Raw genomic sequence first — 14,803 nt, forward strand, 5'->3', positions numbered from 1 at the left:
ATGGCGCCGTATTCGACACCCTACCCATTGATGCCCAATTTGGACCAGATCGAGAAGATGAATCAGGACCTGACCAGGATGATGCCGAAGGAGATGGCCAGCGCCATCAACCTTTTCGTGCACCCTGTCGCGGGCGCGGCGGCGATGTCGGCGCTTGGCATTGGGTTTGCCAATCATGCGTTCGGCGTCTGGCTGGGGGCGCTTTCGGGCGCCGCCGAGGCATCACAGCGCCTCATGCAGCCGCTGATCGAGGATTTCGAGGCACGCGTCGAGCAATTCGAGGACGCGAGTTCGTCGTCCGTCAGGGCGCGGGCGACGGCCAAGACCATGATTGCCGAGGCGCAGTCCTTCGCGCAGGAGGTCACCGACATCGCCGCCAAGGAAGCCGCGACCACGGCGCCGGCGGTGAATGTCGCTCCGGCAACGAGTGAGGCCGCCGATGTGCTGCTGCCCGAGGATTTCAGGCAGCCCAAGGCGATCGACAAGCCGGCGAAACCGTCCGACCTCAAGGCGATATCGGGCATCGGCCCGAAGCTGGAAAAGGTGCTGAATGGGCTCGGCATCTGGACCTATGCCCAGATCGCCGCCTGGTCGCCGCAGGAGATCGCCTGGGTCGACGACTATCTGTCGTTCAACGGCCGAATCGGCCGTGACGACTGGACTGCGCAGGCGGCTGTGCTGGCCGCGAAGAAGTGAATGTAATGCCGGGCGCCGCGTCTGTCGCGCCCGGGAAATGAGATTGCGGGAAATCCGCAGGGGTTTGAAGCGAATGGCAAAGCTCAAGGTCGACGGGAAAGAGATCACTGTACCCGACCATTACACGCTGCTGCAGGCGGCGGAAGACGCGGGCGCGGAAGTGCCGCGCTTCTGCTTCCATGAGCGGCTGTCGATCGCCGGCAATTGCCGCATGTGCCTGATCGAGGTGAAGGGCGGGCCGCCCAAGCCGCAGGCGTCCTGCGCCATGGGCGTGCGCGATTTGCGCCCCGGCCCCAATGGCGAGCCGCCGGAAATCTTCACCAACACGCCGATGGTCAAGAAGGCCCGGGAAGGCGTGATGGAGTTCCTGCTGATCAACCATCCGCTGGATTGCCCGATCTGCGACCAGGGCGGCGAGTGCGACCTGCAGGACCAGGCCATGGCCTTCGGCGTCGATTCCTCGCGCTATCATGAGAACAAGCGGGCGGTCGAAGACAAGTATATCGGGCCGCTGGTCAAGACGGTGATGAACCGCTGCATCCATTGCACGCGCTGCGTCCGCTTCACCACGGAAGTCGCCGGCATTTCCGAACTCGGCCTGATCGGCCGCGGCGAGGACGCCGAGATCACCACCTATCTCGAACAGGCGATGACCTCGGAACTGCAGGGCAATGTCATCGATCTGTGCCCGGTCGGTGCGCTGACCTCCAAGCCCTTCGCCTTCCAGGCGCGGCCCTGGGAACTGACCAAGACCGAATCCATCGACGTGATGGATGCGGTCGGCTCGGCGATCCGTATCGACAGCCGTGGCCGTGAAGTGATGCGTATCCTGCCGCGCGTCAACGAGCAGGTGAACGAGGAGTGGATTTCCGACAAGACCCGCTTCATCTGGGACGGATTGCGCACGCAGCGCCTCGACCGCCCCTATGTGCGCAAGGACGGCAGACTGGTTGCGGCAAGCTGGGCCGAAGCCTTCGCGACGATCAAGGACGCGGTGTCGAAGACCTCGCCCGAGAAGATCGGCGCCATTGCAGGCGATCTCGCTGCCGTCGAGGAAATCTACGCGCTGAAGCTGCTGATGGCTTCGCTGGGTTCCAAGAATGTCGACTGCCGCCAGGATGGCGCCGCGCTTGATCCGGCGCTCGGACGTGCCAGCTACATTTTCAACCCGACCATCGAAGGCATCGAGCAGGCCGACGCGGTGCTGATCATCGGCGCCAATCCGCGCTTCGAGGCCTCGGTACTCAATGCGCGCATCCGCAAGCGCTGGCGGGTCGGCAATCTGCCGGTCGGGGTCATCGGCGATATCGGCGACACGCGCTACGAGTATGAATTGCTCGGTGCCGGGCCGGATTCGCTGAAGGATCTGGCCGACGGCAATGGCAAGTTCTTCCAGACGCTGAAGAAGGCGACGCATCCGCTGATCATTATCGGCCAGGGCGCGCTGGCGCGGGCCGACGGCGCGGCCGTGCTCGGCCAGGCGGCGAAGCTCGCCGCTGCCGTCAATGCCGCTCGCGCCGACTGGAACGGCTTTGCCGTACTGCACAATGCGGCGGCCAGAGTCGGCGGCCTCGATCTCGGTTTCGTGCCGGGTGAGGGCGGCAAGGACGTCGCCGCCATGCTTGGCGAAACGGACGTGCTGTTCCTGCTCGGCGCCGACGAGATCGACATGGGCAAGACCGGCGGCGCCTTCGTCGTCTATATCGGCACCCATGGCGACCACGGCGCTCACCGCGCCAATGTCATCCTGCCGGCGGCTGCCTACACGGAAAAGTCGGGCACCTACGTCAACACCGAAGGGCGTGTGCAGCAGACCAACCGCGCCGGCTTCGCGCCTGGCGATGCGCGCGAGGACTGGGCGATCCTCAGGGCCCTGTCCGATGTGCTGGGCAAGAAACTGCCGTTCGATTCGCTGCCGCAGCTGCGCGCCAAACTCTATGGCGAGTACCCGCATCTGGCCCGCATCGATCAGGTCGCGGCCGGCAATGCCGAGGACATCGCCGGCGTGGCGAAGCTCGGCGGACGGCTGAACAAGGGCACCTTCACCTCGCCGGTCAAGGATTTCTACCTGACCAACCCGATCGCACGGGCATCGGCCGTGATGGCGGAATGTTCGGCATTGGCCAAGAGCGGCTTCAAGCAGGCGGCGGAATAAGCATGGACACCTTCTTCTCCTTCTACGTGCTGCCGGCGCTGCTGATCCTTCTGAAGTCGGTCGTGCTGATCGTGGTGCTGCTGATCTTCGTGGCCTACATCCTCTACGCCGACCGCAAGATCTGGGCGGCGGTGCAACTGCGCCGCGGTCCGAACGTCGTCGGCCCCTGGGGCACGCTGCAGGCCTTTGCCGATCTGTTGAAATTCGTCTTCAAGGAGCCGGTCATCCCATCCGGCGCCAACAAGGGCGTGTTCCTTCTGGCGCCGCTGGTGTCGGCGGTGCTGGCGATCTCGGCCTGGGCGGTCATTCCGGTCAACCAGGGCTGGGCGATCGCCAACGTCAATGTCGGCGTCCTCTATGTCTTCGCCATCTCCTCGCTCGAGGTCTACGGCGTGATCATGGGCGGCTGGGCGTCCAACTCGAAATATCCGTTCCTCGGCGCGCTGCGTTCGGCGGCGCAGATGGTGTCCTACGAAGTTTCGATCGGCTTCGTCATCGTCACCGTGCTGCTCACCGCCGGCTCGCTCAACCTCAGCGATATCGTGACGTCGCAGCAGGGTGGGCTTGGCACCAGGCTTGGCCTGCCCAACACCTTCCTCGACTGGAACTGGCTGGCGCTGTTTCCGATGTTCATCATCTTCTTCATCTCGGCGCTGGCCGAGACGAACCGGCCGCCTTTCGACCTGGTCGAAGCCGAATCGGAGCTGGTGGCCGGCCACATGGTCGAATATTCGTCGACGCCGTTCCTGCTGTTCTTCCTCGGCGAGTATGTCGCGATCGTGTTGATGTGCGCGCTGGCCACCGTCCTGTTCCTCGGCGGCTGGCTGCCGCCCTTCGACTTCGCGCCCTTCACCTGGGTGCCCGGCGTCATCTGGTTCGTGCTGAAGGTCTGCTTCGTGTTCTTCGGCATCTCGATGGTGAAGGCCTTCGTGCCGCGCTATCGCTACGACCAGCTGATGCGGCTGGGCTGGAAAGTGTTCCTGCCGATCTCGCTGTTCATGGTGGTCGCCACCGCAGCCTTCCTCAAGATCACGGGGTTTGCGTGATGTCCGTGTTGTCCCAGGCCGCAAAATCGCTGCTGCTGCAAGATTTCGTCAGCGCGTTCTTCCTGTCCATGCGCCAGTTCTTCGCGCCGAAGGAGACGATCAACTACCCGCACGAGAAGGGGCCGGTCAGCCCGCGCTTCCGGGGCGAGCATGCGCTGCGCCGCTATCCCAATGGCGAGGAACGCTGCATCGCCTGCAAATTGTGCGAGGCCATCTGCCCGGCGCAGGCAATTACCATCGAGGCCGGCCCGCGCCGCAATGACGGCACGCGCCGCACGGTGCGCTACGACATCGACATGGTAAAGTGCATCTATTGCGGCTTCTGCCAGGAAGCCTGCCCGGTCGACGCCATCGTCGAGGGGCCGAATTTCGAATTCGCGACGGAAACGCGCGAGGAGCTCTACTACGACAAGGACAAGCTCCTGGCGAATGGCGACCGGTGGGAGCGCGAACTCGCGCGCAATATCTCATTGGATGCGCCGTACCGCTGATATTTGACGCATGGACGAGGCGAGGGCCCTCGTCTAAGGACACAACGAAACTTGCCGGCCGGAGGCGGTCGCAAAAATCAAACAGGACGAACGTCCTGTTTGGGATAGGAACCCGGGGGAACCCCAATGCTGAGTGGACTAGAGGCGGCCTTTTTCTACCTCTTCGCCTTTGTCGCCGTGGCGTCGGCGTTCATGGTCATTTCATCGCGCAACCCCGTGCATTCGGTGCTGTTCCTGATCCTGACCTTCTTCAACGCCGCCGGCCTGTTCATGCTGACCGGCGCCGAGTTCCTGGCGATGATCCTGCTCGTCGTCTATGTCGGCGCGGTCATGGTGCTGTTCCTGTTCGTCGTCATGATGCTCGACGTCGACTTCGCTGAAATGAAAGAGGGCGCGCTGCAATACGCGCCGATCGGCGCGCTGGTCGGGCTGATCTTGGCGGCGGAGCTGATTGTCGTGCTCGGCGGCTACACATTCGCGCCGAATCTGGCCGCGACGGTGTCGAAGCCCATTCCCGATCTCGCCACGCGCTCGAACACGGCCGCGCTCGGCGACATCCTCTATACCGACTACCTCTACTACTTCCAGATTTCGGGCCTCATCCTGCTGGTTGCCATGATCGGCGCCATCGTGCTGACGCTGCGCCACAAGGAAGGGATCAAGCGGCAGTCGATCGCAGCCCAGGTCGGTCGCACGCCGGCCACCGGCATGGAAATCCGCAAGGTCAAGTCGGGCGAAGGAGTCTGAGATGGTCGTCGGTATCGCACATTATCTGACTGTATCGGCTGTTCTGTTCACGCTCGGCGTGTTCGGCATCTTCCTGAACCGCAAGAACGTCATCGTCATCCTGATGTCGGTCGAGCTGATCCTGCTTGCGGTCAACATCAACTTCGTCGCTTTTTCGGCGGCGCTCGGCGATCTGGTCGGCCAGGTGTTCGCGCTGTTCGTGCTGACGGTCGCGGCGGCTGAAGCGGCAATCGGACTTGCCATTCTCGTCGTCTTCTTCCGCAACCGCGGCTCGATCGCGGTCGAAGACGTGAACATGATGAAGGGTTGACGGAACCACCATGTATCAGGCCATCGTCTTCCTTCCCCTGCTCGGCTTCCTGATCGTCGGCCTGTTCGGCACGTCGCTCGGCGCCAAGGCGTCCGAATACATCACCTCAGGCTTCCTGGTGATCGCCGCGATACTGTCGTGGGTCGCCTTCTTCACCGTCGGCTTCGGCCACGGCGAGGTGTTGACCGTGCCGGTGCTGCGCTGGATCCAGTCGGGCGGGCTCGAAGCGTCCTGGGCGCTGCGCATCGACACGCTGACGGTGGTGATGCTGGTGGTGGTCAACACCGTTTCGGCGCTGGTCCATATCTATTCGATCGGCTACATGCATCACGATCCGAACCGGCCGCGCTTCTTCGCCTATCTGTCGCTGTTCACTTTCGCCATGCTGATGCTTGTGACCGCCGACAACCTCGTGCAGATGTTCTTCGGCTGGGAAGGCGTCGGTCTCGCCTCCTACCTGCTGATCGGCTTCTGGTACAAGAAGCCGTCGGCCAATGCTGCGGCCATCAAGGCCTTCGTTGTGAACCGCGTCGGCGATTTCGGCTTCGCGCTCGGCATTTTCGGCGTGTTCGTGCTGTTCGGCTCGGTCAATCTCGGCACCATCTTCGCCAATGCGGCGACGTTCGTTCCGGCCGAAGGCGCGCCGCAAGGTGCTGCCGTGCTGACCTTCCTCGGCCATGCGCTCGACAAGCAGGCGGCCATGACCGTCGTCTGCCTGCTGCTGTTCATGGGTGCGATGGGCAAGTCGGCGCAGGTGCCGCTGCACACCTGGCTGCCGGACGCCATGGAAGGCCCGACGCCGGTCTCCGCGCTCATCCATGCCGCCACCATGGTGACGGCGGGCGTGTTCATGCTGGCGCGGCTGTCGCCGCTGTTCGAATTGTCGCATTCGGCGCTGACCGTGGTGACCTTCATCGGCGCCTTCACCGCCTTCTTCGCGGCCACCGTCGGCCTCGTCCAGAACGACATCAAGCGCGTCATCGCCTATTCGACCTGCTCGCAGCTCGGCTACATGTTCGTGGCGCTCGGAGTCGGCGCCTATGGCGCGGCGATCTTCCATCTGTTCACGCATGCCTTCTTCAAGGCGCTGCTGTTCCTCGGCTCGGGCTCGGTCATCCATGCCGTCTCCGACGAGCAGGACATGCGCAAGATGGGCGGCCTCAGAAAGCTGATCCCGAGCACCTACTGGATGATGGTGATCGGCACGCTGGCGCTGACCGGCGTTGGCATTCCCGTGACTGTCATCGGCACCGCAGGCTTCTTCTCCAAGGACGCCATCATCGAAAGCGCCTTTGCCAGCCACAATTCGGTTGCCGGCCTCGCCTTCGTGCTGCTGGTCATCGCCGCCTGCTTCACCTCCTTCTACTCCTGGCGGCTGATCTTCATGACCTTCCACGGCAAGCCGCGGGCGAGCCATGAGGTGATGCACCATGTGCATGAATCGCCGCCAGTGATGCTGGTGCCGCTGTTCGTGCTGGCCGCCGGAGCGCTGTTCGCCGGCATCATCTTCCACAATTCCTTCATCGGCGAAGGCTATGCCGAGTTCTGGAAGGCGTCGCTGTTCACGCTGCCGGACAATCACATCCTGCACGAAATCCACGAACTCCCGCTGTGGGTCGAACTGTCGCCCTTCATCGCGATGCTGATCGGCTTCGCGGTGGCCTGGAAGTTCTACATCCGCTCACCGGAATTGCCCCCGAGCGTCGCCGCGAACCATCGCTTGCTCTACGCTTTCCTGCTCAACAAGTGGTATTTCGACGAGCTCTACGACTTCCTGTTCGTGCGGCCCGCCAAGCGTCTCGGCCATTTCCTGTGGAAGACCGGTGACGGCACCGTGATCGACGGTCTCGGGCCGGATGGCATTTCGGCGCGCGTCGTCGATGTCACCAACCGCGTCGTCAAGCTGCAGACCGGCTACCTCTACCATTATGCCTTCGCCATGCTGATCGGCGTTGCCGCACTCGTCACCTGGATGATGCTCTGATGACCGCCTGGCCAATCCTCTCGCTGGTCACCTTCCTGCCGCTGGTTGGTGCGCTGCTGATCCTGTTCATCAGGGATGACAGCGAAAACGCGCGCCGCAACATCCGCGCCATCGCGCTGTTGACGACGACGTTCACCTTCATCGTCTCGCTGTTCATCTGGACCGGCTTCGACAATTCGCAGGCCGGCTTCCAGTTCGTCGAAAAATTCGCCTGGCTCGACTCCGGCATTTCCTACCATATGGGCGTCGACGGCATTTCCATGCTGTTCGTCATCCTGACGACGTTCCTGATGCCGCTCTGCATCCTGGCGTCGTGGGAAGCGATCGACAAGCGCGTCAAGGCCTACATGATCGCCTTCCTGCTGCTCGAGACGCTGATGATCGGCGTGTTCTGCGCGCTGGATATCGTGCTGTTCTATGTCTTCTTCGAAGCCGGCCTGATCCCGATGTTCATCATCATCGGCGTGTGGGGCGGCAAGCGGCGCGTCTATGCCTCGTTCAAGTTCTTCCTCTATACGCTCGCCGGTTCGGTGCTGATGCTGCTCGCCATCATGGCGATGTTCTTCCAGTCCGGCACGACCGACATTCCGACGCTGTTGACTCACAGCTTCCCGGCCAACATGCAGACCTGGCTGTGGCTCGCCTTCTTCGCCTCCTTCGCGGTGAAGATGCCGATGTGGCCGGTTCACACCTGGCTGCCCGACGCGCACGTCGAGGCGCCGACGGCGGGCTCGGTGATCCTGGCCGCAATTCTGCTCAAGATGGGTGGGTACGGCTTCCTGCGCTTCTCGCTGCCGATGTTCCCTCTGGCGTCGGAAATGTTTGCGCCGCTGGTCTTCACCCTGTCGGTGGTCGCCATCATCTACACCTCGCTGGTGGCGCTGATGCAGGAGGACATGAAGAAGCTGATCGCCTATTCCTCGGTCGCCCATATGGGCTTCGTCACCATGGGCATCTTCGCCATGAACCAGGAAGGCGTGCAGGGCGCGATCTTCCAGATGCTCAGCCACGGCCTCGTGTCGGGCGCGCTGTTCCTGTGCGTCGGCGTCATCTACGACCGCATGCACACGCGTGAGATCGCTGCCTATGGCGGCCTGGTCAACAACATGCCGAAATACGCAACCGTGTTCATGGTCTTCACCATGGCCAATGTCGGACTGCCCGGCACCAGTGGCTTCGTCGGCGAGTTCCTGACCATGCTGGGCGTGTTCCGGGTCAACACCTGGGTGGCGTTCTTCGCCGCCACCGGCGTCATCCTGTCGGCCGCCTACGCGCTCTGGCTCTACCGCAGGGTGATCTTCGGCGCGCTGACCAAGGACAGCCTGAAAGGGCTGCTCGACCTGTCGCTGCGCGAGAAGGTGATCATCTACCCGCTGGTCGCGCTGGTCATCTTCTTCGGCGTTTATCCCGCTCCCGTCTTCGACGCGACGGCCCAGTCGGTCAAATCGCTCGTCACCAATGTCACCGCATCCATCGGCGCCGCGCAGACCGCGGCGGCGAACTGACCCAGGGGTTTTGCGAACCATGACGCCGGACCTTCTCTCCAGCCTGTCGCTCTCGACGCCCGAGCTGATCCTTGCCTTCGGCGCGCTCGCGCTGCTGATGGTCGGAGCCTATTCGCGCGCCAACACCGCCAATACCGTGACCGGGCTTGCCGTCGCGGTGCTGGTGATCGCCGGCGTCTGGCTGATCCTCTCCACGGGGCAGGGCAGCGCCTATGGCAACGCCTTCATCCAGGATCCATTCTCCCGTTTCATGAAGGTGCTGGCGCTGGTCGGCTCGGCTGTGACGCTCGTCATGTCGATGCGCTTTGCCAAGGCGGAGCGTTTCGACAAGTTCGAATATCCGGTGCTCATCCTGCTGTGTACGCTCGGCATGATGCTGATGATTTCGGCCAACGGCATGATCGGGCTCTATCTCGGCCTCGAACTGCAGTCGTTGGCGATCTACGTGCTGGCGGCGATCAACCGCGACAATCTGCGTTCGACCGAGGCGGGGCTGAAGTACTTCGTCCTCGGCGCGCTGTCGTCGGGCATGCTGCTCTACGGCATCAGCCTGGTCTACGGCTACACCGGCAACACCGGCTTCCAGGAAATTGCCTCGGCGCTCGGCAGCGGCGGGCGGCAGCTCGGCCTTGTTTTCGGCCTGGTCTTCGTGCTGGCCGGCCTCGCCTTCAAGATCTCGGCGGTGCCGTTCCATATGTGGACGCCCGACGTCTATGAAGGCGCACCGACGCCGGTGACGGCCTTCCTGGCGGCGGCTCCCAAGATGGCGGCGATGGCATTGATCGTGCGCGTCACCATGGGCGCGTTCAAGCCGATCGCCGCCGACTGGCAGCAGATCATCGTCTTCATCTCGATCGCCTCGATGGCGCTCGGCGCCTTTGCCGCCATCGGCCAGACCAACATCAAGCGCCTGATGGCCTATTCCTCGATCGGCCATATGGGCTACGCGCTGGTCGGCCTTGCCGCCAACAGCCAGGCCGGCGTGCGCGGTGTCGCCATCTATATGCTGATCTATCTGGTGATGACGCTCGGCACCTTCGCCTTCATCCTCGCCATGCGGCGCAAGGAGGGCAATGTCGAGCAGATCAGCGACCTGGCCGGACTCTCCTCGACCAACCCGATCATGGCGACTATCCTCACCATCCTGATGTTCTCGCTGGCCGGCATTCCGCCGCTCGCCGGCTTCTGGGGGAAGTGGTACGTCTTCCTCGCCGCCATCAACGCCAACCTCTACGCGCTGGCGATCATCGGCGTGCTGGCGTCGGTGGTGGGCGCCTATTACTATCTGCGCATCATCAAGATCATGTGGTTCGACGAACCGGTCGGCGGCTTCGTGCCGATGGCCAGCGAATTGCGTGTCGTGCTCGGCGTCTGCGGCGCCTTCGTGCTGTTCTATGTGCTGATCGGCGGACCGATCGGCACCTATGCCGAAGCCGCCGCCAAGACATTTTTCTGACGGGATGGCATTTCGGCTGGCCCCAACCTCGGCGTCGGAAGGGTTCCGGCTCGAGGCCCATGACAGCGTCGGCTCCACCAACACGGTGGCGCTGGATCACGCCCGGGCCGGTGACCCGGGCAGGCTGTGGGTCGTTTCCAAGAAGCAGGAAAGCGGGCGTGGCCGGCGCGGCCGCGCCTGGGTGTCGCCCGATGGCAACCTGGCGGCGACCTTGCTCGTCATCACCGGTGGTGAACTACGCCTTGCCGCGACTCTGGGTTTCGTCGCCGGCCTGTCGCTTGCTGACGCACTGGATGCCGTGGTCCCGAAGGGCCGCATTGCCGTGGGACTCGATGGCGCGGGCCAGGGCCAAAACCGTTTCGAGTTGAAATGGCCGAACGATGTGCTTGCTTCGGGCGCGAAGCTTGCCGGCATCCTGCTGGAGTCGGCTATACTGGAGGGCGGCCGCTTCGCGGTGGCGGTCGGCATCGGCGTCAATGTCGTGGCGCACCCCGCGGATTTGCCTTATCCCGCGACATCGCTGCAAACTCTGGGCGCGACATGCGATGCCGAAACGCTGTTCCTGGCGCTATCCGATGCCTGGAGCGAGAATGCCGGGCTGTGGGATGAAGGCCGCGGCCTCGCCACTGTCAGGCGGCGCTGGCTGGCGCGCGCGGCGGGGCTTGGCGGCGAGGTAGCCGTCAGAATTGACGGTAATGTGGTGCGTGGGGTGTTCGAGACCATTGACGAGGACTGCCGTTTCGTGATCCGCGACGATGAGGGGTCGGTGCTGACAATCGCGGCTGGCGACGTGCATTTCGGCGCGGTCGCGTCCGCTCAAGTATAGTTTGTTTCTGCGCAATTCCGGACGGAAAACCGTTAGACACGTTTCCTGGAATTGCTTTAACGGCTTGGCCTGAGGGCCAGGAAGGGAAAAATCATGGCGAAAGCGGAAAACGCCGAACTCGTCTTCGTGCCGCTCGGCGGCGTCGGCGAGATCGGCATGAACTTCGCCCTCTACGGCTACGGCCCGCCGAGCGCGCGCGAATGGATCGTCATCGATGTCGGCGTCACCTTTCCCGACGCGGCGCATCCGGGCGTCGACCTGATCCTGCCCGACACGCGCTTCATCGAGGAAAACCTCGCCAATCTGCGCGGCATCGTCATCACTCACGCGCATGAGGACCATTATGGCGCGCTGCTCGATATCTGGCCGAGGCTGAAAGCGCCAGTGTGGATGACGCCGTTCAGTGCCGGGCTGCTGGAAGCCAAGCGGCAGGGCGAGCAGGGGGCGCCGAAGATTCCGCTTGCGATCTACCGGGCCGGCGAGAAATTCACCGTCGGCCCGTTCGAGATCGAAGCCATTCCGGTGGCGCACTCGATCCCGGAGCCGATGTCGCTTGCCATCACCACGCCGGCCGGCACCGTCATCCACACCGGCGACTGGAAGATCGATCCGGAACCGACGATCGGGCCGAAGACCGACGAGGCACGTTTCCGTGCCTATGGCGACAAGGGCGTGCTGGCGCTGATCTGCGATTCGACCAATGCGCTGCGGGAAGGGGAATCGCCGTCGGAAGTGGCGGTTGGCGAGGGGCTCAAGGGCGTCATCCAGAGCGCCGTCGGCCGGGTCGCCGTGACGACCTTCTCCTCCAATGTCGGGCGTATCGTCTCCATCGCCAAGGCGGCGCGCGATGCCGGCCGCCAGTGCCTGGTGCTCGGCCGCTCGCTGAAGCGCGTCATCGACGTGGCGGACGAGCTTGGCTATATGGACGGCCTGCCGGAATTCATTGCCGAGGAGGATTTCGGCTTCATCCCGCGCGAAAACCTGGTCATCATCTGCACCGGCAGCCAGGGCGAGCCGCTGGCGGCGCTGGCGAAACTGTCGCGCGACGAGATGAAATCGGTTTCGCTGACGGCGGGCGATACGGTGGTGTTTTCCTCGCGCACCATCCCCGGCAATGAGAAGGCGATCCTCGAGATCAAGAACCGCCTGATCGATCTCGGCATCAAGATCATCGAGGACGGCGACGCGCTGGTGCATGTCTCCGGCCATCCCCGGCGCAGCGAATTGCGCAAGATGTATGAATGGGTGCGCCCGCGGATCGGCGTTCCCGTGCATGGCGAGGCGGCGCATCTGGTGGCGCAGGGCTCGCTGATGTCGACCTCCGGCATCGGCCAGGTGGCGCAGGTGCGCGACGGCGACATGCTGCGGCTCGCTCCCGGCCCCGCCACCATTATCGACCAGGTGCCGTTCGGCCGCATCTACAAGGACGGCAATCTGATCGGCACCGACCAGGCGATGGGCATTCGCGACCGGCGCAAACTGTCCTTTGCCGGCCATGTCGCGGTCAATGTGGTGCTCGACGACAAATATGAACTGGCCGGCGATCCCGATCTGGTCGCCATCGGCGTCGCCGAGGCCGACGCCAGCGGCGAGACGCTGGAGGATTTGATGATCGATGCGGCTGTCGGCGCGGTGGACTCGATTCCCCGCCAGCGGCGAAAGGACCTCGACCTGGTTCAGGAAGCGGTGCGGCGCGCGGTGCGTGGCGCCGCCAACGAAGCCTGGGGCAAGAAACCGCTGGTAACGGTGTTTGTCACCAGATGACGGTAGCGTCGGTTCGCTGGTCTAGACGTTCAGTTGGTAGCTGACCGGAAGCCAGCGACAAGAGCCGTTCACCGATTCGATGTAGCCCAAGCCAGGAAACGGCATGTGATGGCCGGCGACCAGCAGGCGCTGTTCCGCCGCCATCTTCAGCAAACGTTTGCGGGTGTCGATCGCCCGTTCCTTGTCATCATCGAAATCCGCATGCCACTCCGGATGCTGGATGGACACGACATAGTGCAGGAACGCATCCGACCAGATCAGCAATCGCTGGCCGCCGCTTTCGACGAGAAATGCCAGCAGGCCGGGGGAATGGCCTGACGCGTCGACGGCGGTAATGCCCGGCAGCACCTCATCTCCAGGCGCTATGAACGTTGCCCGGTCGGCCAGTCCGGTGCAAATCCGCCGGAACAGATCACGGTTGGCCAACCTGGCCGGGCGCACCGCTCTTGCCTCGGTCCAGAAAGCGAATTCAGCTTTGCCGAACACATAGCGTGCCCGGCCGAAAACGGGTTTGCCGTTGCTGACAAGCCCACCGATGTGGTCCGGATGCCCGTGGGTGATGACCACCACGTCGATATCATCAGGCCCGAGTCCAAGGTCCTTCAAGCAGTCCAGGAGTGAACTGCCCTCATCGCCGCATCCGGTGTCGAACAGGATCCTTTCGGATCCGGTGTCGATCAGCGTCGGGATGAAACAATGTTCGAATCGATCCCGGTCGATGAAGTTCGAGACCGCGAGTTGATGCACCGCGGTTGGCGGCTGTCTGGCCGCGAACGCTGCCGCGAGGTTGTCTCTGATATCGACAGCGTCGAGCAAGGCGGCAATCTTGAATGAGCCGAGATCGAAGGTGAAAACGCGGGCGCGGGCAGGGCGGATGTAAGACATTGCCGTTTGTACTTTGCGGTTGCGGGCCGGAATAGCCTCGATCGTGATTCATCAGAATGTTCACCAACGTGCGACAGTGCGCGCCTCGTGAATGGCTGTTGATCTCAGCTGATTTGACGTATGACGCCAGCCAGTGACAGAAGAGAGATAGCTCGCTCATGCTCGGACGGCTGAACCATGTCGCGCTTGCGGTGCCGGATCTGACTACTGCCGTTGCCGCCTACCGCAACACGCTTGGCGCCGAAGTGACGGAGCCGCAGGCTTTGCCGGAGCATGGCGTCACGGTGGTGTTCGTCAATGTCGGCAACACCAAGATCGAATTGCTGGAACCGTTGGGCGAGGGCTCGCCGATCGCCGCGTTCCTGGCGAAGAACCCGTCAGGCGGCATGCATCATCTCTGCTACGAGGTCGACGACATCCTGGCCGCGCGCGACCAGCTCAAGGCCGCCGGCGCGCGCGTGCTGGGCGACGGAAATCCGAAAACCGGCGCGCATGGCAAGCCGGTGCTGTTCCTTCATCCGAAGGATTTCTTCGGCACGCTGATCGAACTGGAGCAATCATGAGCTGGGTTTCGTTCACCGCCCTGTTTTTCGCGACCTGGTGGGTGGTGCTGTTCGCCGTACTGCCGTTCAGCGTCAGGACGCAGGACGACGATCATGACGTGACACTGGGCACGGTTCCAAGCGCGCCGCGCGGGCCGCACATGCTGCGCGCGGTGATCCGCACCACCATCGCCACGGCGATCCTCATGGGCATTTTCTATGGGCTGACGCACGGGCTCGGCTACAGCCTCAACGACATCCCGCATATCGTGCCGGATTTCGGCCAGACCCCGGCGAAATAGATCGCCCGGCAAGAGTGCCGCGACGACGTCGATGCGCCACTGACGCGGATCGAGATGCCGCCATATTTCACGGCTGACCGCTTGCTGACGCAGG

Annotated in this window: 14 protein-coding genes; 13 read left to right on the forward strand and 1 reads right to left on the reverse strand. The window is 63.2% G+C overall.

All coding sequences use genetic code 11. The annotated features are described in order from the left end of the window. From FJV83_RS11750 to FJV83_RS11800, 11 genes are all read left to right on the forward strand, one after another. A complete protein-coding gene (locus FJV83_RS11750; RefSeq protein WP_095787374.1) occupies positions 1-696 on the forward strand; it encodes an NADH-ubiquinone dehydrogenase in 696 nt (231 codons plus the stop codon). 73 nt (positions 697-769) lie between these two features. Then, on the forward strand, positions 770-2,851 hold the full coding sequence (gene nuoG / locus FJV83_RS11755) for an NADH-quinone oxidoreductase subunit NuoG (protein WP_142885220.1): 2,082 nt from the start codon (positions 770-772) through the stop codon (positions 2,849-2,851). A 2-nt stretch (positions 2,852-2,853) separates the two neighbouring features. Continuing rightward, the gene (nuoH, locus tag FJV83_RS11760; RefSeq protein ID WP_142885222.1) at positions 2,854-3,897 is read left to right on the forward strand and encodes an NADH-quinone oxidoreductase subunit NuoH; all 1,044 of its coding nucleotides are present in this window, start codon (positions 2,854-2,856) and stop codon (positions 3,895-3,897) included. Then, the gene (gene nuoI, locus FJV83_RS11765; protein ID WP_135901350.1) at positions 3,897-4,388 is read left to right on the forward strand and encodes an NADH-quinone oxidoreductase subunit NuoI; all 492 of its coding nucleotides are present in this window, start codon (positions 3,897-3,899) and stop codon (positions 4,386-4,388) included. Before nuoH ends, nuoI begins: the two co-directional genes overlap by 1 nt. A gap of 126 nt (positions 4,389-4,514) precedes the next feature. Beyond that, positions 4,515-5,135: an NADH-quinone oxidoreductase subunit J gene (locus tag FJV83_RS11770; protein ID WP_142885224.1), complete on the forward strand. Its 621-nt coding sequence runs from the start codon at positions 4,515-4,517 to the stop codon at positions 5,133-5,135. 1 nt (position 5,136) lies between these two features. Further along, positions 5,137-5,445: an NADH-quinone oxidoreductase subunit NuoK gene (gene nuoK / locus FJV83_RS11775; RefSeq protein WP_010910101.1), complete on the forward strand. Its 309-nt coding sequence runs from the start codon at positions 5,137-5,139 to the stop codon at positions 5,443-5,445. Positions 5,446-5,455: 10 nt separating this feature from the next. Further along, positions 5,456-7,429 (forward strand): NADH-quinone oxidoreductase subunit L, encoded by a 1,974-nt coding sequence (gene nuoL / locus FJV83_RS11780; RefSeq protein ID WP_142885225.1) that lies wholly within the window; start codon positions 5,456-5,458, stop codon positions 7,427-7,429. Continuing rightward, positions 7,429-8,934, forward strand: a complete 1,506-nt coding sequence (locus FJV83_RS11785; RefSeq protein ID WP_095773018.1) for an NADH-quinone oxidoreductase subunit M — start codon at positions 7,429-7,431, stop codon at positions 8,932-8,934. Before nuoL ends, FJV83_RS11785 begins: the two co-directional genes overlap by 1 nt. 19 nt (positions 8,935-8,953) lie before the next feature. Next, positions 8,954-10,390: an NADH-quinone oxidoreductase subunit NuoN gene (gene nuoN, locus FJV83_RS11790; protein ID WP_095773017.1), complete on the forward strand. Its 1,437-nt coding sequence runs from the start codon at positions 8,954-8,956 to the stop codon at positions 10,388-10,390. A 4-nt stretch (positions 10,391-10,394) separates the two neighbouring features. Continuing rightward, on the forward strand, positions 10,395-11,216 hold the full coding sequence (locus FJV83_RS11795; protein ID WP_142885341.1) for a biotin--[acetyl-CoA-carboxylase] ligase: 822 nt from the start codon (positions 10,395-10,397) through the stop codon (positions 11,214-11,216). Between the two features lie 93 nt (positions 11,217-11,309). Then, entirely contained in the window at positions 11,310-12,980 is a 1,671-nt protein-coding gene (locus FJV83_RS11800; protein ID WP_142885227.1) for a ribonuclease J, read from the forward strand. A 21-nt stretch (positions 12,981-13,001) separates the two neighbouring features. Here FJV83_RS11800 and FJV83_RS11805 read toward each other — a convergent pair whose 3' ends face one another. Next, positions 13,002-13,865 carry an MBL fold metallo-hydrolase gene (locus tag FJV83_RS11805; RefSeq protein ID WP_142885229.1) on the reverse strand — a complete coding sequence of 288 codons (864 nt, stop codon included), beginning with the start codon at positions 13,863-13,865 and terminating at the stop codon, positions 13,002-13,004. Positions 13,866-14,023: 158 nt separating this feature from the next. Here FJV83_RS11805 and mce point away from each other — a divergent pair, with 158 nt between their 5' ends. Further along, positions 14,024-14,428: a methylmalonyl-CoA epimerase gene (gene mce / locus FJV83_RS11810; RefSeq protein WP_095773013.1), complete on the forward strand. Its 405-nt coding sequence runs from the start codon at positions 14,024-14,026 to the stop codon at positions 14,426-14,428. After that, the gene (locus FJV83_RS11815) at positions 14,425-14,709 is read left to right on the forward strand and encodes a DUF1467 family protein (RefSeq protein ID WP_010910093.1); all 285 of its coding nucleotides are present in this window, start codon (positions 14,425-14,427) and stop codon (positions 14,707-14,709) included. The genes mce and FJV83_RS11815 overlap by 4 nt, the downstream gene beginning before the upstream one ends. Positions 14,710-14,803 lie beyond the last annotated feature (94 nt).

Origin of the sequence: Mesorhizobium sp. WSM4307, assembly GCF_007003945.1 — a bacterium.
GTDB lineage: Bacteria > Pseudomonadota > Alphaproteobacteria > Rhizobiales > Rhizobiaceae > Mesorhizobium.

Excerpts from the sequence above, each read along its gene's own strand:
- FJV83_RS11750 (WP_095787374.1), top strand. The coding sequence starts at position 1 with ATGGCGCCGTATTCGACACCCTACCCATTGATGCCCAATTTGGACCAG.
- nuoG (WP_142885220.1), top strand. The coding sequence starts at position 770 with ATGGCAAAGCTCAAGGTCGACGGGAAAGAGATCACTGTACCCGACCAT.
- nuoH (WP_142885222.1), top strand. The coding sequence starts at position 2,854 with ATGGACACCTTCTTCTCCTTCTACGTGCTGCCGGCGCTGCTGATCCTT.
- nuoI (WP_135901350.1), top strand. The coding sequence starts at position 3,897 with ATGTCCGTGTTGTCCCAGGCCGCAAAATCGCTGCTGCTGCAAGATTTC.
- FJV83_RS11770 (WP_142885224.1), top strand. The coding sequence starts at position 4,515 with ATGCTGAGTGGACTAGAGGCGGCCTTTTTCTACCTCTTCGCCTTTGTC.
- nuoK (WP_010910101.1), top strand. The coding sequence starts at position 5,137 with ATGGTCGTCGGTATCGCACATTATCTGACTGTATCGGCTGTTCTGTTC.
- nuoL (WP_142885225.1), top strand. The coding sequence starts at position 5,456 with ATGTATCAGGCCATCGTCTTCCTTCCCCTGCTCGGCTTCCTGATCGTC.
- FJV83_RS11785 (WP_095773018.1), top strand. The coding sequence starts at position 7,429 with ATGACCGCCTGGCCAATCCTCTCGCTGGTCACCTTCCTGCCGCTGGTT.
- nuoN (WP_095773017.1), top strand. The coding sequence starts at position 8,954 with ATGACGCCGGACCTTCTCTCCAGCCTGTCGCTCTCGACGCCCGAGCTG.
- FJV83_RS11795 (WP_142885341.1), top strand. The coding sequence starts at position 10,395 with ATGGCATTTCGGCTGGCCCCAACCTCGGCGTCGGAAGGGTTCCGGCTC.
- FJV83_RS11800 (WP_142885227.1), top strand. The coding sequence starts at position 11,310 with ATGGCGAAAGCGGAAAACGCCGAACTCGTCTTCGTGCCGCTCGGCGGC.
- FJV83_RS11805 (WP_142885229.1), bottom strand. The coding sequence starts at position 13,865 with ATGTCTTACATCCGCCCTGCCCGCGCCCGCGTTTTCACCTTCGATCTC.
- mce (WP_095773013.1), top strand. The coding sequence starts at position 14,024 with ATGCTCGGACGGCTGAACCATGTCGCGCTTGCGGTGCCGGATCTGACT.
- FJV83_RS11815 (WP_010910093.1), top strand. The coding sequence starts at position 14,425 with ATGAGCTGGGTTTCGTTCACCGCCCTGTTTTTCGCGACCTGGTGGGTG.